Source organism: Thalassovita gelatinovora (genome assembly GCF_001458355.1).
GTDB classification, from domain to species: domain Bacteria; phylum Pseudomonadota; class Alphaproteobacteria; order Rhodobacterales; family Rhodobacteraceae; genus Thalassobius; species Thalassobius gelatinovorus.
The window spans coordinates 573915-594592 of record NZ_CYSA01000015.1 but is presented as its reverse complement, the minus strand read 5'-3'; the positions used below and the strand labels follow the sequence as shown (position 1 = coordinate 594592).

Here is a 20678-nt window from a genome sequence, read left to right as displayed (position 1 = left end):
GGTACAGATGTGTGCGTTTCTGGTTACGCTTCGAGCGCCCGGCGCAGCATTTCCAAGTCTTCAGCGATCTGTCCGTCCTGTACGCGCAGTTCTTCGATCCGCTTGACCCCGTGCATGACGGTGGTGTGGTCGCGGCCACCGAAACGACGCCCGATTTCAGGCAGCGACCGGCTGGTCAGCTGTTTGCACAGATACATCGCGACTTGACGCGGACGCGCATAGGACCGCACCCGTTTCGGACCGATCATGTCGGACAGACGGATATTATAATGTTCCGACACTTTGCGCTGAATTTCTTCGACCGTGATCTTGCGTTCACTGGCGCGCAAGACGTCGGCAAGACAATCCTGGGTCAGATCCATTGTGATCGGCCGACCAACCAGTGATGCAAAAGCGAACAGCCGGGTCAGCGCCCCTTCCAAAACACGGACATTGGTGCTGATCCGATGGGCGAGGAATTCCAAAACCCCCGGAGCCAGTTCCAAGCCGGGATATTGCATTTTGTGCAATTCAACCTTAGATTGCAAAATTCCCAGACGCAATTCGTAGTCCGTAGGATGCAGGTCGACCACCAGACCGCATTGCAGGCGCGACTTGATCCGGTCTTCCAGATCCTTGATTTCACCCGGTGCACGGTCAGCCGAAATGATGATCTGTTTGTTCTGATCGACCAGCGCGTTAAAGGTGTGGAAAAATTCTTCTTGGGTGCTGTCCTTGCCGGCGATGAATTGCACATCGTCGACCATCAACACATCAACCGACCGGAACAGTTGTTTGAAATCCATCATCTTGCGGTCACGCAACGCCTGAACAAAGCGATACATGAATTGTTCCGCTGAGAGGTAGACTACGTTCAGGTCGGGGCGCTGGGTTTGCAATTCCCATGCAATGGCGTGCATCAGGTGGGTTTTGCCCAATCCGACGCCGCCATACAGGAATAAAGGGTTGAAGGTCACGGGACCGCCTTCGGCGACGCGCCGTGCAGCAGCATGGGCCAATTCGTTCGGTTTGCCGACAACGAATGTGTCAAAGGTAAAGCGCGCATCAAGCGGGGCACCAGGAACAAGGTCTTCCCGCGCGGCCTGCGGGACTACGGCAGGGGCGTCTTTTTGCACTTCTTTCGGCATGTCTACGATTTCGGCTTTCCGGGTCGGGCGCTGAGAAGAGTTGGCTGCGACACGGAAGTTGATACGGCGCACGTTTTCAACAACTTCACTGAGTTGATGTAATATCAGATCACCGAAATTCTGCGAAACGTAATTTCCCAGAAACGAAGTCGGCACCTCGAAGACGGCGACATCTTCGGCGATTTCCAAAAATTCCAGCGGCTCGATCCAAGTCGCATAGTTATTCTTGCCCACCGTAGTGAGAAGATTTTGTTGAAGCTTGCCCCACTGTTCTTGCGTCATGTTCCCCATTCCAGCCTGTCATCGACCTTAACATTTTATATGCGGCATTTGCACATTTGCCGCGCGATTATTCATCTGTATTGGCGGCACAAAACATTCCTTACCGTTGCAAAGCCATGCAACAGTTGTGCCGTCCTGAACCGGACCGAACCCTACCCCGAATCGATATCACCTTGACGTGGCGCTTCTGCAACAGAAGCCCTGCCGAAGGTTGCGCGATCAGGCGCATAAAACTTGTTGGACTGGCGTGGGTAAATACCCACAGAACCCGTGCGGCATACATTCACTACAAGAATGCATCCGTACTGGACCTTCGATAATGCCGATACGTTGTGTAGCGAAAACGTTCCGGCGAGCCTGTCCCCCCAAGGCGAAGTGAATCGCTAACCAGAAGCTAGCAAGTCGCTTGTGACCTGAGCAACTGTTCTTCGGCCTTGACTCGGAGAATCCGAAAAAGAATCTCTCGGGCAGAATTTTTGTGCAACACATGTGCCCGTCGTACAGCCTTGAATTGCAACAGGGCGCCACAACTGTGACGCCCTGTGTACATAATTTGATTGTCTTGAGCGGCCTTTGCCTTGGCCTAAGATCAGCCCAGTGCTTTGACGCGGGCAGACAGGCGCGACATTTTGCGCGACGCTGTGTTCTTGTGGAAGACGCCTTTGGTGACGCCGCGCATCAGTTCGGGCTGAGCGGCCCGCAGGGCTGCTGCTGCGACGTCTTTGTCGCCCGATTCGATTGCTTCTTCAACTTTGCGCAGGAAAGTACGGATGCGCGAACGACGGGCTTTGTTGACTGCAAAACGTGCTTCGTTCTGACGGGCGCGTTTCTTGGACTGGGGCGAATTTGCCATTTTAGATCTTCCCTTAGGTTCGGGGTTGCATATGTATAACGCGGCCCCACCGGACAGTCATTCTGTCGGGAACGATTCTTGCCTAGGCGGGCTTCACGCGCATGTATCGCGCCCTTCTAGCCAAGATTCGCGGAATTGCAACTGAAAACGGGCGGAAAACCGGCCCGTTTCGTTTTGCTTTGCCTTGTTCCTTCTATTTGTCGCGGAACTGCGGTGTGCGCTTGTCGATGAAGGCGGCCATGCCTTCTTTCTGGTCCTCGGTCGCGAACAGCGAATGGAACATCCGGCGTTCGATCAGCAGACCTTCGGAAAGCGGCACTTCGAAGCTTTTATCTACAGCTTCCTTGATCAGCATGACAGAAATCATCGATTTCTCTGCGATCTTGGCGGCCGCGCCCATAGCTTCTTCCATCAACTTCTTGGCAGGCACGATCCGGCTGACCAGACCCGAGCGTTCGGCCTCTTCGGCATCCATGAAGCGTCCGGTCAGGTTCATATCCATTGCCTTGGCCTTGCCAATGGCTCGCGTCAGTCGCTGGGTGCCGCCGATACCAGCCATGACGCCCAGATTGACTTCGGGCTGGCCGAACTTCGCGTTGTCGGCCGCAATGATGAAGTCGCACAGCATCGCCAATTCGCAACCGCCGCCCAAAGCATAGCCTGCAACAGCCGCGATGATTGGTTTGCGCACACGTTTGACTTCGTCGATTTCCGGGCCGAAAAGATCTTCGGTCAAAACCTCTGTATAGGTTTTGTCGCTCATCATCTTGATATCTGCCCCGGCGGCAAATGCCTTTTCCGAACCAGTCAGAACGATACAGCGCACCTTGTCGTTCGCTTGCGCCGCTTTCATTGCGTCGGCCAGTTCCGTCAGTAACTGGCCGTTCAGTGCATTCATCGCATCTGGACGGTTCAGTTTTACCAGTGCGATGTGGTCTTCTACTTCGACGATGATCGTCTCATAGGCCATGAATTCAGCTTTCCATTGTTCCGGTCAGTGCCGATTGATGGCCAATCCGGGCGTCCGGATCAAGTTATCTTTGACAGGTCGGGCAGTAAAAAGTCGACCGACCCGATTGAACGATGCGCCGAATCGCCGTTTTGCAGCCATCGCCATGACAGGGCTGGCCTTCGCGGTCATAGACATCGAAACGGTGTTGAAAATAACCTAACTCCCCATCCGCCCGACGGAAATCCTTCAGGCTGGACCCGCCTGCTTCGATGGCTTCTTTCAGAACGTCGCGGATGATCGCGACTAATGCGGCTGCCCTTGCGTCAGCGATCTGCCCCGCCTTGCGTTTGGGATGTATCCCCGCCCGGTACAGCGTTTCACAGACATAGATGTTGCCAAGACCGGCAATGATTCCCTGGTCCAGCAGCGCTGATTTGATCGGTGTGTTTTTGCCCTTCAGCGCTGCCACCAGGTAGGATTCGGAAAATTCGTTACCCAAGGGTTCGGGTCCCAGTACCGACAGCAGCTTGTGATTCTCTGCCGTCGCGGTTTCCAGCAGGTCCATCGCGCCAAACCGGCGCGGATCGTTGAAGGTGATGCGCGCGCCGTTATCCATGTTGAACACCACATGATCATGCTTTTCCGGCGCGGGGTGAACATGCGCGAACTGTCCCAGCGGATCGCCCGACACCAGCATTCGGCCGCTCATCCCCAGATGAATCAACAGCGTTTCCCCCGAATCAAGATCGGCGAGGATGTATTTCGACCGCCGCCTGAGGGACAGAACGCGGCGGCCCTGTAACCGTTCCGCCATCCGGTCCGGGAAAGGCCAACGCAGATCGGGGCGGTTCACCTGCGCGCGCGCAATCACGGCGCCTTCCATGGACGGGACTAGGCCGCGGCGAACGGTTTCAACTTCGGGGAGTTCAGGCATAAGTCTTCCTTTGACAGAACAGCGCATTGCAGCGCATGGCCAGCGCCCTATAAGAAGGTCTAGAACAACGGACTGGCAAGACCCATGACCGAGACAGATCAAAAAACCACCCATTTCGGATTTGAAACCGTACCCGAGTCTGAAAAGGCCGGGCGCGTACAGGGGGTGTTCGGGTCCGTCGCGTCGAAATACGACGTGATGAACGACGCGATGAGTATGGGCATCCACCGCATCTGGAAAGACGCGATGATGGATTGGCTGGCACCGCGTCCGAATACCAAGCTTCTGGATGTGGCCGGGGGTACCGGCGATATTTCCTTCCGTTATCTGATACGCGCCGGGCACGCCCATGCCACTGTGCTGGATCTGACCGAACCGATGCTGATCGAAGGCCGCAAACGGGCCGAAGCGGCGGCGATGGCCAGCAGCTTGGATTGGGTAACGGGCGACGCGATGAACCTGCCTTTCGCGGACAACACCTTCGACGTTTACACGATCAGCTTCGGGATTCGGAACGTGACCCGTCCGCAGGAGGCGCTGAACGAGGCCTGCCGGGTGTTGAAACCGGGTGGTCGTCTGATGGTTCTGGAATTCAGCCAGATTCCGAATGACATGATGCAGAAGGTGTATGACCTCTATTCCTTCAATATCATCCCAAGACTGGGTCAGGTGATCGCCAATGATCGCGATTCTTATCAGTATCTGGTGGAATCGATCCGCAAATTTCCCGATCAGGACACGTTCCTGAACATGGTGCGGCAGGCCGGGTTCGAGAATGCGAAATACCGCAATCTGACCATGGGTATCGCCTGCCTGCATTCGGGATGGAAAATCTGATATGCGCGGACCACACAACATCTGGCGGCTGATCCGCACCGGGGCGACGTTTGAGCGCAGCGGCGCGATGCGCGAAATCCTTGATGGGATGGAGGCACCGCGCAGCATCCGTATTGCTGCACGGGTTCTGGCTTGGCCGTTCCGATTCTTGGGCTACAAGGGCGACCCAACGATGCCGCCCGTGACGCGGGCGCTGACTGCGCTGGGCCCCGCCTATATCAAGTTCGGTCAAATACTTTCGACCCGCCCGGATGTGGTCGGTGAAGACATGGCGCTGCATCTGCGGGTCTTGCAGGACCAGCTGCCACCGTTTTCGGTCGCAGTGGCCAAGGCGAGCATCGAGGCTGAGCTGGGCTTGCCGGTCGACGAACTGTTTTCGGAATTCAGTGAACCGGTCGCGGCGGCATCCATCGCACAAGTGCATCGGGTACGGTTGCGCGATACCGGTGAATTGGCGGCGGTCAAGGTACTTCGCCCCGGCATCGAACGGGCCTTTCGCCGGGATATCGACGCGTTCTATTTTGCCGCCGACGTGATTGAAATCCTGTCCCCCGCGTCGCGCCGGTTACGTCCGCGCGATGTGATCGAACATTTCGAAGGGGTGGTTAAGGGCGAATTGGATTTGAGGCTGGAAAGTGCCTCGGCCTCGGAATTCGCCGCGAACACGGTGAATGACGTCGGCTTCCAACTGCCTCAGATCAAATGGGGCCTGTCGGGGCGTCGGGTCATGACCATGGGGTGGGCCGATGGTGCGCCTTTGGGGAACAATGCAGCGCTGGATGCTGCGGGCCATGACCGCCGGGAACTGGGTGAACGGGTGCTGCAACTGTTCCTCAATCACGCGTTGCGCGACGGGTTTTTCCATGCCGATATGCATCAGGGCAATCTGAAGGTCGCTGCCAATGGCGATATCATCGCCTATGATTTCGGCATCATGGGCTATATCGACGAATATACTCGTCGGGTTTACGCCGAGATTTTGTTCGGGTTCATCAGGCGCGATTACAAACGCGTGGCCGAAGTGCATTTCGAAGCTGGCTATGTCCCCGCTTCAATGGATGTCGATGAATTCGCCCGTGCTTTGCGTGCGGTGGGTGAACCGATTTTCGGTATGGATGCCAGCCATATATCAATGGGGCGGTTGCTGAACTACCTGTTCGAAGTAACCGACCGGTTTGGCATGGAAACCCGAACCGAACTGATTTTGCTGCAACGGACCATGGTCGTGGTCGAAGGCGTTGCGCGGTCGTTGCATCCGCAGATCAATATCTGGGAAGTCGCCAAACCGGTGGTCGAAGACTACATAAAGCAAAGCATCGGGCCGAAGGCTGTACTGGGCGATCTGGCAAAAACCGCCGCAGTACTGGGCCGGTTCGGTCCGCGGTTGCCGGGGCTGGTCGAATCGATTCTGGTCCGTCAGGCTCAAGAGCTCGTGGAACCTGCCGGAAACGGTTGGGTGGGACGGGTCGTTTGGGGGCTGACCGGGGCAGGGCTTGGCGTGGCTGGAACGGTCTTGGTGGTGATGTTTGGCTGAAACGCCAGTCAGAAACCAGACTACCTGATTTGGACCGGTCATTCTTCAAGTAAATCCTTAGACTGAACGGTGTTTCAGCCTAAGCCGTCAGCGCAGCAATTTCCAATGCCCCGGCGCGTTCATATTCCCGCTGGCCCTGCGCGGATTTCCAGGCGCAATAAGCTGCCATGCGCCAGTGATACCAAGGCGCCATTAGGTCAATACGTTTTCGTAAGTTTGACCGGTCATAGCCCGCGATAAAGGCGGACTTTTCCGACGCCGAAAGCGGCCTGCCGCGATAAATCTGCTGCATTGCGGGCGATAAGAAAACGGCTAGATCTTCCACCGGATCACCGATTGCCGGGCATTGCCAATCGATCAGGGTCACGTGTGATCGGTCGACGATCACGTTTCCCGGCACCAGATCACCATGAAGCAAAACCGCGCGATCCGCCGCAGGAACCGATCCTTTCGGCTGCAAAGTGCGCAGGCGGTGTTGCGCGGTCTCCGGCAAACGGGCGATGATCGTTTCGGTCTGCGTGATCAGACGATCCGAACCGCCCTCCAACGGCCGCAACCCGGCTGCCAAATTCGTCGGGTCTTGCCGATGCAGCAACGATAGCGCGCGCGCGACCAAAGCCGGGTCCTCGCGCCATGGCATTCCGTTCTGGTAAGTATAGATCAAACCAGTACCGCGCGCGGTCGATACCATGTCGATCAGTTGCGGCGCTAATCCTGTAGGGGCCAAAAGCCGCAACAGTGCCGCTTCGTGCCGGGCTGAATTCGGAAACAACGGATTGCCGGTTTCACCCGCATAAAGCTTTACCACCCAAGACACACCATCCAGTTGCACATGCCAAGACCGGTTGGTTTTCCCACCGGTCAGCGGGGTCCACCCTGCCGGTGCCGGCACGGCTGATCTTTGCGTCAGCAGCGCGACCAGTTCCTCCGGCGGGCTTTGCATGGTGTCCAGGTTCCGTTTTCCGCAAAAATCCGGCGGACGCTAGACGCTTTGCCCCGCAACGGCAACCAAGGATCGTCAAGCCACGCGATTGCCCTGCACCCATGTCGACCGCACGACCGGTGCACCGGCAATCCGGGCAACCCGTATCATATCTGCGCGTTCACCCGTGGCGATCCGACCCCGGTCGGTCAGGCCAGAGGCCTCTGCCGGTGCCTTGGTCACCGTGGCGATGCCGCGCGCCGTGTTGCCCCACATATCGCCCAGCAACAGCGCCGATGACAGCAGCGCCGCAGGCACGTAATCCGATGAAACGATATCCAGCAGGTCCAGTTCGGCCAATTCCCCGGCCGCGACATTGCCGGAATGCGATCCGCCCCGGATCAGGTTCGGCGCCCCCATCATTACCGCGATGCCATGGTCATGACAGGCCCGCGCCGCTTCGACGGTGGTGGGGAATTCGGCCAACCGGATGCCATGACGGGCCGATACCGTCACGTGGTCGGGGGTGGTGTCGTCATGGCTGGCCAAAACCGCGCCATAGCGATTGGCCTCGGATACGGCCACTGATTCGTGGCGCGCACCGTTACGGTCACGCATGTCCTTCAGATTTGAAACGTGATCGGCGAAATCATCCTCGGTCATGTTGTTCTTGCCCATGACATAGGCCTTCAACTTGCTGATATCGCGGAATTGGCGCTGACCCGGCGTATGGTCCATCAGGCTGACGATACCGACGCGATCCTCGGGGCCGAATTCTGCCATTTCCTCTTCCAACGTTTCCGAACAGACCTCGGCCCGCAAATGCAGGTAATGGCTGATCCGCAGCGCCCCGGCTTCGCGCAGCCCCCACAGTTCTTTCGACAAGGACCGCGCATATTTCAGGTAACGCCCCTTTCCGGTTGGAATCGACCCGACCCGCATCGCGTCGAACACGGTGGTAATCCCGACCCCGGCCAGTTCCGCATCATGGGCCACGATGGCGGCCGCATGGGGCCAGTCCACCTTGGGGCGCGGCTGAATGTGACGTTCCAGATTGTCAGTATGCAATTCGATCAATCCTGGGCACAACAGATCACCTTCCAAATCCTCGGCCCCTGACGGGACCGACATGCCCGGATCGATGGCGGTAATCACACCATCAGTCACGGTGACCGCGCCACGGATGACCTCGTTTTCCAGAACCACATTTGCGTTCGCAAGGATAAGCTGTTTTGTCATTGTCCTGTTACCTTTTGGCGTCATGCCGCCCTGCAGAAAATATCAAAGGCCATCAGATGACCGACTTCAAACGTTTCGCCATTTATTACGCGCCCGAAGCCGGAGCCTTGGCTGATTTCGGCGCGGCTTGGCTGGGTTGGGATCTGACGGCCGGGCGGCCCGGCACCCATCCGCAGATCGATGGTCTGGATATCGCGGCCCTGACCGCGACACCTCGCAAATACGGGTTGCACGCGACGGTGAAACCGCCGTTCCGGTTGGCTGAAGGTACGGATTTCAAAGCGTTGTCTGCAGCGGCGCAAACGCTCTGCGCAGCGCAGCCCCCTGTGCGGCTGGAAGGACTGGCCCTGACCCGGCTGGGCGGCTTTTTGGCGTTGACCGTGACCGGCGATACCACGCCGCTCGGCGCTTTGGCCGCGACCTTGGTGCGCGGGTTGGACGATTTCCGCGCCGCCCCAACCGACGCAGACCTGATCCGTCGCCGCAAAGCCAATCTGTCTGATCGGCAAGAGGCGCTGCTGACGCAATGGGGCTATCCTTACGTGATGGAGGAATTCCGCTTCCACATCACGCTCACCGGGCGGTTGATCAAGACCGAGGCCGAAACCGTTCGTGATCGTCTGGCCCCGATTGTCACCCCGCTTTTGCCCACACCTTTTATCATCAACGACCTCTGTCTGGTGGGCGAGGATCAGGCCGGGATGTTCCATCTGATCCATCGCTACGCCCTTTCCGGCTGAAGTGCCGCGGTAAAGGCGTCGACGGTGCTGTCCAATGTGCCATCATTGCGGATCACGATCGGATTCAGCCCCTCGGCCAGTTTGAAATCGGCGCGTTTCAGGCGGTTGACTTGCTCCTCGGCCGACTCGCGTCCACGCGTTGACAGGCGCGCTGCCAAAACTTGCGGCGTCGCCGTTAACAATACGATCACGGGCCGGTCGAACCGCGTCGCCAATTCCGGCAGAACCGCGCGGGACAGATTGGCCAGCACATCGCGTCCGGCCTTGAGGGCCGCGTCGACCGAAGCCGGAATGCCATAGCGCAGCCCATGAGCCTGCCAATGCAGCGCGAAATCGCCGCGCTGGACCCGGGCCTCGAATACCTCTGGCGTGACCGCTTCGGCATCTTCGCCGCCCGCGTCTGCGTTGCGAGTGATCACCCTGCGTACCCTCAGGATATCACAATTGCGGGCACAGATTGCTTCCATCACCGTGTCCTTGCCGACCCCCGAAGGGCCGACAATGGCTATGAACCGTCCCGGTTTCACGCGGCGGCCTTCGGGGTGAAGCCGGTGACATCGACTTCGCGGTCGCAAACGTGGTCGCGCGCGGCTTCATCGTGGAAAATCCCGACAATCGCCGCACCGCGTGCCTTAGCCTCTTTGATCAGGTTCAGTACCACGTCGCGATTTTTGACATCCAGGCTTGCAGTAGGTTCATCCAGCAATAATGCCGGAAAGGTATGGGCAAAACCGCGGGCGATATTTACCCGCTGCTGCTCGCCGCCCGAAAACGTCGTCGGCGACAGCGCCCATAGCCGTTCTGGGATGTTCAACCGGCCCAGTAGATCTTCGGCCCGGCCGCGGGCCTCTGCGCGATCAACACCCAAGTTCAGCAAAGGTTCGGCTACCACATCCAATGTCGGTACCCGTGGCACCACCCGCAGGAACTGGCTGACATAGCCCAACACCTCGCGCCGCAGCGCCAGCACATCTCGCGGTTCGGCGCGGGCAACATCAACACCGCCGACGACAATCCGCCCGGCATTGGCAAGATAGTTGCCATAGATCATCCGCATCAGGGTGGATTTCCCCGCCCCCGATGCCCCCACCAGCGCAACACATTCGCCGGGTTCCACGTGCAAGTCCGCGTCTTTCATCACCGGGATTACCGCTGATCCCTGATTATGCAGCACGAAGCTTTTCGAAACACCGCTGATCTCAATCATTTCTTCAGACTTTCATTGTTCCCGAAATACTTCGGGGTGTGGGGCAGAGCCCCACTCTTTCAAACTTGCAGCACCGAACTGACCAGCAACTGCGTATAGCCATGTTGCGGATCGTCCAGCACCTGATCGGTCAGGCCGGTTTCCACCGCGTGTCCGTCCTTCATCACCATTAGCCGGTCCGCCAACAGCCGCACCACGGCCAGGTCATGGGTGACGATAATGGCGCTCAGCCCCATTTCACGCACCAATCCGCGCAGCAGGTCCAGCAGCCGCGCCTGCACTGACACATCCAAGCCGCCGGTGGGTTCATCCATGAACACCAGGCGCGGGCCGGTCACCAGATTGCGGGCGATTTGCAGCCGCTGCTGCATGCCACCGGAAAAGGCACTTGGCCTGTCATCTACGCGGTCGGCGTTGATTTCGACCCGGCCCAGCCAATCGATCGCCTGTTCGCGAATATCGCCATAATGGCGCGCCCCGACGGCCATCAGCCGTTCACCGACATTGCCACCCGCAGAAACTCCCATGCGCAACCCGTCGCGGGCGTGCTGATGCACGAAGGCCCAATCGGTCCGCCCCAGCATGCGGCGTTCCGGTTCGCTCATCTGTATCGTGTCGCGCATCCCGTCGGTACGGGTGTCGAACAGGACCTCACCGCGATCCGGGGGCAAATGTCCGGCCAGACAGTTCAGCAGGGTCGATTTGCCCGACCCGGATTCACCGACAATACCCATCACTTCGCCGGGGTAAAGATCGAAGGACACGTCCTTGCACCCGATCCGGTTGCCATAGAATTTCGACAGATCCTTGACCTGAAACAGCGGGGTCATGCCGCATCCTCCTCAAACGGGACGCCCTGCGCGCCGACATGGCCCGCAGCACGGCGCGACCGACAGAAATCGGTGTCGGAACAGACGAACATCCGCCCGCCCGCATCGTCCATGATCACCTCGTCCAGATAAGACGTGTCCGACCCGCAAAGATCGCAGGCATGATCGGCCTTGCTGGGCTCGAACGGATAATCTTCGAAATCAAGACTGACGACCCGTGTATAGGGCGGCAGCGCATAGATCCGCTGCTCACGACCTGCACCGAACAGCTGCACGGCGGCCATTTCCAGCTTGGGATTGTCGAATTTCGGGATCGGCGAGGGGTCCATCACGTAACGCCCCTCGACCTTGACCGGATAGGCGTAGGAGGTCGAAATCGCGCCGTTCTTGGAAATATCTTCGTACAGTTTTACATGCATCAGCCCGTATTCCTCCAAAGCATGCATCTTGCGGGTTTCAGTTTCACGCGGTTCCAGGAACCGCAGCGGTTCTGGGATTGGCACTTGATAGACGAGGATCTGATCCTCACGCAGATCCTGTTCGGGAATCCGGTGGCGGGTCTGGATTACATCTGCTTTCGATGTTTCCTCACTGGTGGCCACGCCTGCGGTCTTTTCAAAGAACTTGCGGATCGATACCGCGTTGGTGGTGTCGTCAGCGCCCTGATCGATCACCTTCATGGTGTCTTCGGGGGTCAATATCGATGCGCTGACCTGCACCCCGCCGGTGCCCCAGCCGTAAGGCATCGGCATTTCGCGCGAGGCGAAAGGCACTTGATAACCTGGCACCGCCAGCCCCTTGAGGATGGCGCGGCGGATCATCCGCTTGGTCTGTTCATCCAGATAGGCGAAGTTGTAGTCTTGGGTCATTCCGCGGCCTCCGGCATTGTCTGGGCCTGTGCGTCGGCCCGCATTTTGCGCACCAGTTCCAATTCCGATTGGAAATCGACGTAATGGGGCAGTTTGATATGTTCCAGGAACCCGGTCGCCTGAATATTGTCGGCATGGTACAGCACGAATTCCGCGTCCTGCGCCGCAGCCCCCAGATTGTCTTCGCCCATTTCCTGCCAGCGCAGCGCGCGGTCGACCAGGGCCATGGAAATCGCCTTGCGTTCGGTTTGACCAAAGACCAGGCCATAACCACGGGTGAATTGCGGCGGTTCGGTTTTCGATCCGGCGAATTGGTTCACGGTTTCGCATTCAGTCAATTCGATTTCACCGATCTCGACCGCGAAGCCCAGTTCGGGGATGTCCATTTCCACGGCGCAGGTGCCGATGCGCAATTCGCCGACAAAGGCGTGGTTGCGGGCGTAACCGCGCTGCGTCGAATAGGCCATGCCAAGGATGAAGCCTTCGTCGCCGCGGGTCAGCGATTGCAGCCGCAGCGCCCGGTCGGCGGGCAGTTCCAGCGGTTCGCGGGTCAGGTCGCGCGGTGCTTCATCGCTTGTCGGTTCGGTCTGGATCAGCCCCTCCTGATTCAGGAAATCAGTGATATGGGGCACCGGGCCGGTTTGCGTTTCGCGCGTCGGGGCCTCGGGAACCTCGCCATCGGCGGCCAATTTGAAATCCAGCAAACGGTGGGTGTAATCAAATGTCGGGCCCAGCACCTGACCTCCCGGCGCGTCCTTGAAGGTGGCGCTGATCCTCCGGTCGCAGGCCATTTTTTCGGTATCTACCGGATTGCTGTAGCCGAAACGCGGCAGGGTAGTACGATAGGCACGGATCAGGAAAATCGCCTCGATCAGGTCGCCGCGCGCCTGCTTGATCGCCAGCGCCGCCAGATCGGGATCGTAAAGCGATCCTTCGGCCATCACCCGGTTGACGGCCAGCGCCATCTGTTCGCGGATCTGCGCAACCGACAATTCCGGCACGGTGACATCACCGCGCCGTTCCTCTGCCAGCCATGCATGGGCCGCATCAATCGCCTTTTCGCCGCCTTTAACTGCAACATACATCAGGCTGCCTCCACTTTCGTGCTGCGCGGCAGGGCCGCGATACGGTTCTCGCTGGTAAAGAAGAAATCCAGCCCCAGCGGAAATTGCATTGCGTTGGCCCGGAACGCCGCCCGGTCGGGAAGGTTCAGCGCCGCGGCATCCTTGATCCCCGGACCGCTGAGCGTGACGCCAGAGGCGGTTAGCGCAGGCATTTCAACCACCAGAGTCGCGCCACGATCAGGGTATTCGGGGTTGCCGATCGGATAGCCGGCCAATGGCAGCAGATCACTCCATAGACCGAAGGCAAAGGCGCAATGTTCGCGCCCGGTGAAGGGTGCGCCGGTATGGAAGGTGATCCAGTCGCGCACATCTTTGCAGTCCAGCGCCCCGGCCAGGTGAACCGGGGTGGAGCCATCAAGCAAGGTCAACGCCAACGTTCCGGCGGCGTCAGACAGTGGCGCGGGTGGTTTCGCACCGGTCAGTGTTTCGATCAGCCCCGGACGAGCCATCACATTCATCACCGCGCGAAAGGCGCGGGCGGCATCCTGCGGTGCTTTGGCGAAACCACCGGTCAATGCTGTACTCTGCATCAGTCTTCCCCCCGTACCATGGTGAAAAAATCGACCTTGGTCGCGGCGGCCTTGGCGGCGCGGGCGACCTTGGAGGATGTCATTTCCAATTCCAGCGGCACCAGAACCGCTTCGCGGATACCATCGGCTGCCTTGGTCTGCATCAGCGCGTCGATCAACGCCGCGGCTTCCGCCTTGGCTTTGTCGCGGCCCTGCACATAGGCATGGCCGACCTCGCCGCTATCGATCTGGACCGAACAGCGGGTTACCGTCATTTCGCCCAAGTTAAAGGCACCCCCGGTGCCCCCCATGCGTCCCCGCACCATTGCGCCACCGATTTCCGGCGCGCGCAGAAAGGTGAAACCGGGCCTGTCGGTCACCTTGTCCCACAAGGCTGTCAATCGATCTGCGGGCGCTTTGGCCAGCAGTCCGATCCAGCCTTTTCTTTCTTCTATCTTGTGCATCTAGACACCTTGTCGATTTGTCTATTGTTCTATACAACTAGACAAATCATATGCTCGGACCGCTCGAATTTGAAGACTCAAAATTGTGAAACATTGGTGACAGAATGGCGAAGACATCTGTTTGGCGATCCATCGCCAACGCATTGACTGCGGAAATAGCGGCGGGGCATTACCGGCCTGGCGATAAGCTTCCGACCGAGGCTGAACTGGCTTCCCGGTTCGGGGTGAACCGCCACACGGTGCGCCGCGCGTTGCAGGATATGCAGGAACAGGGGTTAACCCATGCCAGACGCGGCGCAGGTGTGTTCGTGTTGGCCGAACCCACCGATTACCCCATCGGTAAACGGGTCCGGTTTCACCAAAACCTTGAGGCCGCCGGGCGGATGCCAGCCAAGCGCATTCTGACCCTGCAAACCCGGCCCTGCGACAAGGAAGAGGCCGGTGCGTTGCAGATCGCTGCGGGTACTCCGGTGCATGTCTATGAAGGTCTGTCACTGGCCGATAACATTGCCATTGCCATATTCCGTTCGGTGTTTTCCGCCGAACGGTTTCCTGGTCTTCTGGGCGACCTTGATCATATGAAATCGGTGACACGGGCTTTGGCCGCAGCAGGGGTCAAGGACTACACCCGTGCTTCGACTCGACTGACTGCCAAATTGGCGACTGCGACGCAGGCGCTCCATCTCAATGTTGCCGAAGGGGCGCCGATTCTGCGCACCGTGGGGATCAATGTCGATCCGGATGGCTGTCCGGTGGAATATGGTCATACTTGGTTTGTCGGGGATCGCATTACCTTGGTCGTAGAAGGCTAGAAATATGTCGGTTTGTCATACGCCCGATACAGATCGGCCTTAGAAACCCAGAAACATTGTTACAGCCAGAGCAGAACCATGTGTCGGATCTTACCCCCTTTGCGCCTGACCGGTGCAACCGTGCTGCGCGACGGCCAGATGCAGGACCGGTCCGTGGTGATCGATCAAGGGCGGATTTCCAAGGGTCCACAGCCAGCGGTCGACCTGTCGGGCTACTATATCCTGCCGGGAATTATCGATCTTCATGGTGACGCGTTCGAACGTCATATTGCACCACGTCCCAGCGCACCTTTTCCGATTGAAACCGGGTTGCGCGCGACTGACCGCGAAGCTGCGGCCAATGGTGTGACAACCGCCTGGCTGGCCCAATGCTGGTCCTGGGAAGGCGGCATGCGCGGCCCGGATTTCGCCGAAGACGTGATGCGGGCACTGGATCAATTCCGGCCCCACGCCTTGACCGACCTTCGGCTTCAGTTGCGCTATGAAACCCATATGATCGAAGACGAAGACCGCTTGCTGGGTGCGGTGCGTCGGCATGGTGTCGATTATGTGGTGTTCAACAATCATCTGGACGAAGCGGTCGAATCCGCACAAAACAATCCGGGATTGATTGCACATTGGGCCGCGCGTAATGGCCGTACATCCAAGGAACATATGGATATCGTGCATCGGGTCGCTGCCCGTCACCATGAGGTGCCGCGCCACCTGTGCCGTCTGGCAGAAGCTTTCGATACTCTGGGCGTAAGCTATGGATCGCATGATGACGGTTCCGCCGAAGCGCGCGAACATTATGCCATGATCGGCGCAAGAATCTGTGAATTTCCTACCAAACGCGGCCCGGCAGCCGCCGCAGCGGCGATGGGTGACCCGGTGCTGATGGGGGCACCCAACGTTGTGCGTGGCGGATCGCAGTCGGGCAATATTCCGGCGGTTCAGCTGGTGCGCGAAGGTCTTTGCGATGCCTTGGTGTCTGACTATTTCTATCCCGCACTGTCGCAGGCGGCGTTTCGCTTGACCGATATGGGGACCTTGTCGCTGCCACAGGCTTGGGCCCTGATTTCCGAACGCCCGGCGCAGATTCTGCGCCTGGCTGACCGGGGCGTGATCGATTACGGCAAGCGGGCCGATCTGGTGGTGATCCACAAACAGACCCGGGCGATCGAGGCGACGATCAGCAACGGGCGCTTGGCCTTTTTGGCCGGGGAAGCTGCGCATCGGTTCCTGACACAACCCGGTGCGCTTTCGATGGCGGCGGAATGAATTTTCACGTGTTTGTTACCCAGCCTTCATTCCAGTGTCAGGTTTCGCGTTCAAAGTAACGGCGTAGCGTGCAACCGGATATGACGTCCCCAAATGTCTTGTTGCGCTGGAATTTGGAATTTCAAACGTGGCCCGGCCACAAGGTCCATTTCCCCCGATTTCGTTTTCAGTACCAATTGCGGTCCCTTTGGGGGCCGCATTTTTTTAAGGGAATGAAACCGCAGGGATTATTCGTATTTTTCCAAAAACGCTTCGATGCTCAACTGGCGGAAATCCATCAACGCGGCGCGCAGGGTTTCATGTGACCAATCCCACCATGCCAGCGCCATCAACCGGTCCGCTATTGCGGCGGGAAAGCGGTCCCGAATCGGTTGGGCCGGGATGCCGGCGACAACCATGTAAGGGGCTACATCGCGGGTCACCACTGCACCCGAAGCAACGATGGCACCGTGGCCTATGGTTACGTCGGGTTTCACCTGTGCGTTATGCCCGATCCATGTGTCATGGCCAATCACTGCCTGGCGGCTGTGGCGATGGACAAAGAAGTCTTCGTCATGCCCGGCATCGTCCCAATAATCGGCGCTGCGATACAGGAAATGGTGCAGGCTGGCGCGCTCCATCGGGTGATCGGTCGCCCCGATCCGCACGAAGCTGGCGATATTGGCGAACTTGCCGATTTCCGCATTGGCAATGTCGGCATAGCGGTCGCAATAGGAATAATCGCCGATATCACTGTGGCCGATTCGGCTTCCCTTGCCGATTTCGCAATAGCGCCCAAAAGTGACCTCGGTCAGGCTCACATCTTCATGGATCACGGGGGCGTCCGCGCGCAGTTTCATCATGCGCTCATCCTTTCATCGTTCCGAAAAAAATACTCGCTCGCCGCAGGCGTCCCACAGTGGCCGCCCACGCAAGTTGGGTCCGGTCATCCCTTGATCAGCTTGCGCCGCAACATGCCCGAAATCCAGTCCATCAGCATCACCATCAAGATGATCAGCACGATGTAATAAGACACTTCTTCCCAATCTTTCTGGGTGATAATCGCCTGGGTCAGCAGCAAACCGATACCGCCGCCGGTGATCGCGCCGATGATGGTGGCCGAGCGGGTGTTGGATTCCAGATAGTACAGCACTTGGCTCAGCAGCACCGGGGTGATCTGCGGGATCACGCCGAAGCGGTAGCGTTGCAGCGGCTTGGCGCCGGTGGATTGAATACCCTCGATCTGCTTGTCGTCGACATTTTCCAGGGCTTCGGAAAACATTTTGCCGAAGCTGCCGGTGTCGGTAAGCAAAATAGCCAGCGCACCCGTCAGTGGGCCGGGGCCGAACGCACGTGACAGGATGATCGTCCAGATTAGCCCATCCACCCCACGCACGAAATCGAACAGTCGACGGAACCCGAACCGCACGGCGATAAACGGGGAAAAGTTTCGCGCCGCCAGGAACGCCAGCGGCAAGGCAATGATGGCCGCGCCCATGGTTCCGAGAAACGCCATCAATATGGTTTCAAAGATCGCCCATAAAACATCCTTGTGCCGCCACATGGCATTGTTCCAGACACCGTCAACCATGGCGGCAAAGTTGCTCTTGTCCGCGACCACGCGGTCGCCGGACAGGGCCAACCCCAGCAATTCGACCGGCGACTTGCCATAGAACGGGCTGTCGAGCGTGAACCAGAACAGTTCCCACCCGTAGGAGTAGCGGAATACCTCGGTGCGGGCACGGGTGACGCTGGCGCGACCACCTTTGCCGGTGATGGTTACGCGCGAAGAACTGGAACTGATCCAGTCCGGCACTGTATCATCGGGGGTCACAAGCGAAATTTTGCGACCCTCGACCGTCACAGTGACCGTGCCATAGCCCGGTACGCTATACCGTAACGTCGCTCCGTCGATCTTGGCGCTTTCCCCGGCGGTCAAGGCAATCCGCGCGGTGCTTTCACCCGTCAAGGTCACGAAGTCCGGGGTCATGCCGTCGGGATAGGTGCCTTTGTTTTCACCTTCTATGGCGATGCTCAGATCACCACGGCGGTTGTCGTGAGTGACGTGCGTCTTGTAGCTGTAACTATCGGCAACGAGCACCGCAGCATTGTCCATGCGCGCACGCCCGGCCAGCCCAGAGATATCGAAGGCGAAGAACAGGTAAACGAAATAGGTCAGGATCACGAGAGGCGCCGAAAATGCGATCAACCGCTTGCGGGTGATCCGCGCGGTGGCCGTGTCCTTCCAGTCAGACTGTGCGGGGATATCTGCAATCGCGGTCATGATCAGGTCTTTCCGACAAGTTTGTTGCGATAGTGGCTCGACAGTTGGTCGAAAAACACAATGGTCAGGAATAGAAGGATGAAGATTGCGGCCACTTCGTCATAACGGCCCAGCCCCCAACTGAAGGCGTTCTTGAGGTCGTAGCCGATGCCACCTGCCCCGACAAAACCGAGGATGGCCGAAGCGCGGATATTGATCTCGAACCGCAGCAATGCATAACTCAACCAGTTCGGTGCCACCTGCGGGATCACGCCCAGAAGCATGCGTTGGGTCCAGTTCGCGCCAACGGATTGCAATCCTTCGATCGGTTTCATCGACGCATTTTCATTTACCTCGGAGAACAGCTTGCCCAATGCTCCAGAGGTGTGGAACGCGATGGCGATCATTGCAGGCACGGGGCCGGACCCCAGAATGAAGATCAGAACCAATGCGATAACGATTTCAGGAACTGCGCGCGAAATATCCATCATCCGGCGAAACACCGGGATCAGCCGCGGGAACCGGGCCAGCCCGCGGGTTGACAGCAGCGATAGAACGATTGCCAGCAGTGCCCCGACGAGTGTTGACGCCGCGGCGATGTTGATCGTTTCAATCAACGAAGGAAAGAACTTCACCATCAGCCCGGGCAGCAGCGTCGCTTTTCCGGCGGCTTCTGACAACACCTCGCCGGGGAAGATGAAGATATTCAGGATTCCATCCCAGAAACCACCCGCATTGCGGCTATCGGCCAGCATGAAGCCCGAAGCCATCAGGGCCACGAAGACGACCATAACAATCCCGCCGTACATCTGTTTGGTACGGGTCATCGCCGCATAGGCTTCGCGTACCTCGCGCAGCCTCGGGTTCTCTATGTCGGGACCGAGAGCTTTTTCCGTCATTGGGCTTGCTCCTGAAAAAGTGTCTGGGTTAACTAAGAAAAATGGCCGGCCCTTCACAGGACCGGCCAAAGATAAAGCACAAGCTTACATCTTGGATTTGCGGGCTTCGATAATCGACAGATAGTCCTCATGTGCAATCGGCTGGAAGCCCAGGGCTTCGCCTGCCATGAAGTTATAGGCGCAATCAGGATCCATGTAGGGCAGCGACGCGGTCAGGGTCGTGATATCGATCTTGACACGCTCGGGCAGCGATTTGCGCAGCACGACGGGGCCTTCGGGGATCGGCTTGGATTTCCAGATTTCGACCAGATCGTTCATGTCGATCAGGCCGGCATCCACGGCTTTGCGCAGGGCGCCAGAGTTGTAGCCGTCTTCCCAGTTGCCCATGCCATCGGCCCAGGTCACGCCAGCATCGACGTCGCCATTGTTCACGGCAACGATGGTCTGTTCATGGCCGCCGGTGAACTTCACTTCGCCAAAGTAATCCCCCGATGCCATCGTCGCACCGGTGGTTTCGGGGATTTCGATCGACGGGATCAGGTAGCCCGAGGTCGAGTTCGGATCGCCGAAACCGAACAGCTTGCCTTTCATGTCTCCCAGCGAAGTGATGCCGCTGTCCTTGCGGGCAAAACCGATCGAGTGATAGCCATAAGAGCCGTCCACGTTGGTTTTGACCATGATCGGTTCAACCGCGTCGGGGTTGGTCAGATAGGTCTTGGCATAGCCAGAGGCGCCCAGCCATGCCATGTCGATGGTGCCGCCCAGCAGGCCCTGGATCACGCCGTCATAGTCGGCCGGGGTGAACAGTTTGACTGGAACGCCCAGCAGCTCTTCGGCTTTGGCGCGATAGCACTCGTTCGAGGTCATACGGTCTTGGGCGTTTTCGCCGCCCAAAATGCCGATGCGGAATTCTTTGAAGTCTTCGGCCATGGCCGGGGCGGTTAGGGCGGTGGTTGCCAATACGGCTGCAATCAGTTTTTTCATCGTTTCTCTCCGGTTTGATGAAACCCGCGGCTTCACCGCTGCGGGCGATGGTGAGGGT

22 protein-coding genes are annotated in these 20678 nt (G+C 58.4%); 5 read left to right on the top strand and 17 right to left on the bottom strand.

Annotated features, from left to right (window positions below; genetic code table 11):
- Positions 1-23 precede the first annotated feature (23 nt).
- From dnaA to mutM, 4 genes are all read right to left on the bottom strand, one after another.
- On the bottom strand, positions 24-1409 hold the full coding sequence (gene dnaA, locus TG4357_RS07550) for a chromosomal replication initiator protein DnaA (RefSeq protein ID WP_058262422.1): 1386 nt from the start codon (positions 1407-1409) through the stop codon (positions 24-26).
- A gap of 589 nt (positions 1410-1998) precedes the next feature.
- Complete coding sequence (rpsT, locus tag TG4357_RS07545) at positions 1999-2262, bottom strand: 30S ribosomal protein S20 (protein ID WP_058262241.1); 264 nt, start codon at positions 2260-2262, stop codon at positions 1999-2001.
- Positions 2263-2455: 193 nt separating this feature from the next.
- Positions 2456-3232 carry an enoyl-CoA hydratase gene (locus TG4357_RS07540; RefSeq protein ID WP_058262240.1) on the bottom strand — a complete coding sequence of 259 codons (777 nt, stop codon included), beginning with the start codon at positions 3230-3232 and terminating at the stop codon, positions 2456-2458.
- A gap of 64 nt (positions 3233-3296) precedes the next feature.
- A complete protein-coding gene (gene mutM / locus TG4357_RS07535; protein WP_058262239.1) occupies positions 3297-4148 on the bottom strand; it encodes a bifunctional DNA-formamidopyrimidine glycosylase/DNA-(apurinic or apyrimidinic site) lyase in 852 nt (283 codons plus the stop codon).
- Positions 4149-4232: 84 nt separating this feature from the next.
- On the opposite strand from mutM, the gene ubiE reads away from it, so the two are divergent.
- Together ubiE and ubiB are read left to right on the top strand one after the other, a co-directional pair.
- Positions 4233-4985 carry a bifunctional demethylmenaquinone methyltransferase/2-methoxy-6-polyprenyl-1,4-benzoquinol methylase UbiE gene (ubiE, locus tag TG4357_RS07530; protein ID WP_058262238.1) on the top strand — a complete coding sequence of 251 codons (753 nt, stop codon included), beginning with the start codon at positions 4233-4235 and terminating at the stop codon, positions 4983-4985.
- Position 4986: 1 nt separating this feature from the next.
- The gene (gene ubiB, locus TG4357_RS07525; RefSeq protein WP_058262237.1) at positions 4987-6519 is read left to right on the top strand and encodes a 2-polyprenylphenol 6-hydroxylase; all 1533 of its coding nucleotides are present in this window, start codon (positions 4987-4989) and stop codon (positions 6517-6519) included.
- A 79-nt stretch (positions 6520-6598) separates the two neighbouring features.
- Here ubiB and TG4357_RS07520 read toward each other — a convergent pair whose 3' ends face one another.
- Positions 6599-7462 (bottom strand): phosphotransferase family protein, encoded by an 864-nt coding sequence (locus TG4357_RS07520; RefSeq protein WP_082644090.1) that lies wholly within the window; start codon positions 7460-7462, stop codon positions 6599-6601.
- Between the two features lie 75 nt (positions 7463-7537).
- Positions 7538-8680, bottom strand: coding sequence for an alpha-D-ribose 1-methylphosphonate 5-triphosphate diphosphatase (locus TG4357_RS07515; RefSeq protein ID WP_058262236.1), 1143 nt, complete (start codon positions 8678-8680; stop codon positions 7538-7540).
- Positions 8681-8736: 56 nt separating this feature from the next.
- Between TG4357_RS07515 and TG4357_RS07510 the strand changes: the two genes are divergently transcribed.
- Positions 8737-9420: a DUF1045 domain-containing protein gene (locus TG4357_RS07510; protein ID WP_058262235.1), complete on the top strand. Its 684-nt coding sequence runs from the start codon at positions 8737-8739 to the stop codon at positions 9418-9420.
- Here TG4357_RS07510 and phnN read toward each other — a convergent pair.
- The 7 genes from phnN to phnG are packed head-to-tail and all read right to left on the bottom strand — an operon-like array spanning position 9402 to position 14423.
- The gene (gene phnN, locus TG4357_RS07505; protein WP_074646745.1) at positions 9402-9947 is read right to left on the bottom strand and encodes a phosphonate metabolism protein/1,5-bisphosphokinase (PRPP-forming) PhnN; all 546 of its coding nucleotides are present in this window, start codon (positions 9945-9947) and stop codon (positions 9402-9404) included. The two genes, TG4357_RS07510 and phnN, sit on opposite strands and share 19 nt — an antisense overlap.
- Positions 9944-10627 carry a phosphonate C-P lyase system protein PhnL gene (gene phnL, locus TG4357_RS07500; protein WP_058262233.1) on the bottom strand — a complete coding sequence of 228 codons (684 nt, stop codon included), beginning with the start codon at positions 10625-10627 and terminating at the stop codon, positions 9944-9946. Before phnL ends, phnN begins: the two co-directional genes overlap by 4 nt.
- A gap of 59 nt (positions 10628-10686) precedes the next feature.
- Complete coding sequence (gene phnK, locus TG4357_RS07495) at positions 10687-11457, bottom strand: phosphonate C-P lyase system protein PhnK (protein WP_058262232.1); 771 nt, start codon at positions 11455-11457, stop codon at positions 10687-10689.
- Entirely contained in the window at positions 11454-12326 is an 873-nt protein-coding gene (locus tag TG4357_RS07490) for an alpha-D-ribose 1-methylphosphonate 5-phosphate C-P-lyase PhnJ (protein ID WP_058262231.1), read from the bottom strand. The genes phnK and TG4357_RS07490 overlap by 4 nt, the downstream gene beginning before the upstream one ends.
- Entirely contained in the window at positions 12323-13411 is a 1089-nt protein-coding gene (locus tag TG4357_RS07485; protein WP_058262230.1) for a carbon-phosphorus lyase complex subunit, read from the bottom strand. The genes TG4357_RS07490 and TG4357_RS07485 overlap by 4 nt, the downstream gene beginning before the upstream one ends.
- A complete protein-coding gene (gene phnH / locus TG4357_RS07480) occupies positions 13411-13980 on the bottom strand; it encodes a phosphonate C-P lyase system protein PhnH (protein WP_058262229.1) in 570 nt (189 codons plus the stop codon). The genes TG4357_RS07485 and phnH overlap by 1 nt, the downstream gene beginning before the upstream one ends.
- Positions 13980-14423 (bottom strand): phosphonate C-P lyase system protein PhnG, encoded by a 444-nt coding sequence (gene phnG, locus TG4357_RS07475; protein WP_058262228.1) that lies wholly within the window; start codon positions 14421-14423, stop codon positions 13980-13982. Before phnG ends, phnH begins: the two co-directional genes overlap by 1 nt.
- 104 nt (positions 14424-14527) lie before the next feature.
- Between phnG and phnF the strand changes: the two genes are divergently transcribed.
- Entirely contained in the window at positions 14528-15235 is a 708-nt protein-coding gene (gene phnF / locus TG4357_RS07470) for a phosphonate metabolism transcriptional regulator PhnF (RefSeq protein WP_058262227.1), read from the top strand.
- 78 nt (positions 15236-15313) lie between these two features.
- Complete coding sequence (locus tag TG4357_RS07465) at positions 15314-16495, top strand: alpha-D-ribose 1-methylphosphonate 5-triphosphate diphosphatase (protein ID WP_058262226.1); 1182 nt, start codon at positions 15314-15316, stop codon at positions 16493-16495.
- Between the two features lie 227 nt (positions 16496-16722).
- Here the strand turns inward: TG4357_RS07465 and TG4357_RS07460 are convergent, their stop codons facing one another.
- The 4 genes from TG4357_RS07460 to phnD all read right to left on the bottom strand — a co-directional run bounded on the left by TG4357_RS07460 (position 16723) and on the right by phnD (position 20620).
- Complete coding sequence (locus TG4357_RS07460) at positions 16723-17337, bottom strand: LbetaH domain-containing protein (protein ID WP_058262225.1); 615 nt, start codon at positions 17335-17337, stop codon at positions 16723-16725.
- 83 nt (positions 17338-17420) lie between these two features.
- Positions 17421-18758, bottom strand: coding sequence for a phosphonate ABC transporter, permease protein PhnE (phnE, locus tag TG4357_RS07455; protein ID WP_082644089.1), 1338 nt, complete (start codon positions 18756-18758; stop codon positions 17421-17423).
- A 2-nt stretch (positions 18759-18760) separates the two neighbouring features.
- On the bottom strand, positions 18761-19636 hold the full coding sequence (gene phnE / locus TG4357_RS07450; RefSeq protein ID WP_058262224.1) for a phosphonate ABC transporter, permease protein PhnE: 876 nt from the start codon (positions 19634-19636) through the stop codon (positions 18761-18763).
- An 84-nt stretch (positions 19637-19720) separates the two neighbouring features.
- Positions 19721-20620, bottom strand: a complete 900-nt coding sequence (gene phnD / locus TG4357_RS07445; RefSeq protein WP_058262223.1) for a phosphonate ABC transporter substrate-binding protein — start codon at positions 20618-20620, stop codon at positions 19721-19723.
- Positions 20621-20678: the final 58 nt, after the last annotated feature.

Bases quoted from the DNA above. Each gene is read 5' to 3' on its own strand.
- dnaA (WP_058262422.1), bottom strand. From the start codon at position 1,409: ATGACGCAAGAACAGTGGGGCAAGCTTCAACAAAATCTTCTCACTACG.
- rpsT (WP_058262241.1), bottom strand. From the start codon at position 2,262: ATGGCAAATTCGCCCCAGTCCAAGAAACGCGCCCGTCAGAACGAAGCA.
- TG4357_RS07540 (WP_058262240.1), bottom strand. From the start codon at position 3,232: ATGGCCTATGAGACGATCATCGTCGAAGTAGAAGACCACATCGCACTG.
- mutM (WP_058262239.1), bottom strand. From the start codon at position 4,148: ATGCCTGAACTCCCCGAAGTTGAAACCGTTCGCCGCGGCCTAGTCCCG.
- ubiE (WP_058262238.1), top strand. From the start codon at position 4,233: ATGACCGAGACAGATCAAAAAACCACCCATTTCGGATTTGAAACCGTA.
- ubiB (WP_058262237.1), top strand. From the start codon at position 4,987: ATGCGCGGACCACACAACATCTGGCGGCTGATCCGCACCGGGGCGACG.
- TG4357_RS07520 (WP_082644090.1), bottom strand. From the start codon at position 7,462: ATGCAAAGCCCGCCGGAGGAACTGGTCGCGCTGCTGACGCAAAGATCA.
- TG4357_RS07515 (WP_058262236.1), bottom strand. From the start codon at position 8,680: ATGACAAAACAGCTTATCCTTGCGAACGCAAATGTGGTTCTGGAAAAC.
- TG4357_RS07510 (WP_058262235.1), top strand. From the start codon at position 8,737: ATGACCGACTTCAAACGTTTCGCCATTTATTACGCGCCCGAAGCCGGA.
- phnL (WP_058262233.1), bottom strand. From the start codon at position 10,627: ATGATTGAGATCAGCGGTGTTTCGAAAAGCTTCGTGCTGCATAATCAG.
- phnK (WP_058262232.1), bottom strand. From the start codon at position 11,457: ATGACCCCGCTGTTTCAGGTCAAGGATCTGTCGAAATTCTATGGCAAC.
- TG4357_RS07490 (WP_058262231.1), bottom strand. From the start codon at position 12,326: ATGACCCAAGACTACAACTTCGCCTATCTGGATGAACAGACCAAGCGG.
- TG4357_RS07485 (WP_058262230.1), bottom strand. From the start codon at position 13,411: ATGTATGTTGCAGTTAAAGGCGGCGAAAAGGCGATTGATGCGGCCCAT.
- phnH (WP_058262229.1), bottom strand. From the start codon at position 13,980: ATGCAGAGTACAGCATTGACCGGTGGTTTCGCCAAAGCACCGCAGGAT.
- phnG (WP_058262228.1), bottom strand. From the start codon at position 14,423: ATGCACAAGATAGAAGAAAGAAAAGGCTGGATCGGACTGCTGGCCAAA.
- phnF (WP_058262227.1), top strand. From the start codon at position 14,528: ATGGCGAAGACATCTGTTTGGCGATCCATCGCCAACGCATTGACTGCG.
- TG4357_RS07465 (WP_058262226.1), top strand. From the start codon at position 15,314: ATGTGTCGGATCTTACCCCCTTTGCGCCTGACCGGTGCAACCGTGCTG.
- TG4357_RS07460 (WP_058262225.1), bottom strand. From the start codon at position 17,337: ATGATGAAACTGCGCGCGGACGCCCCCGTGATCCATGAAGATGTGAGC.
- phnE (WP_082644089.1), bottom strand. From the start codon at position 18,758: ATGACCGCGATTGCAGATATCCCCGCACAGTCTGACTGGAAGGACACG.
- phnE (WP_058262224.1), bottom strand. From the start codon at position 19,636: ATGACGGAAAAAGCTCTCGGTCCCGACATAGAGAACCCGAGGCTGCGC.
- phnD (WP_058262223.1), bottom strand. From the start codon at position 20,620: ATGAAAAAACTGATTGCAGCCGTATTGGCAACCACCGCCCTAACCGCC.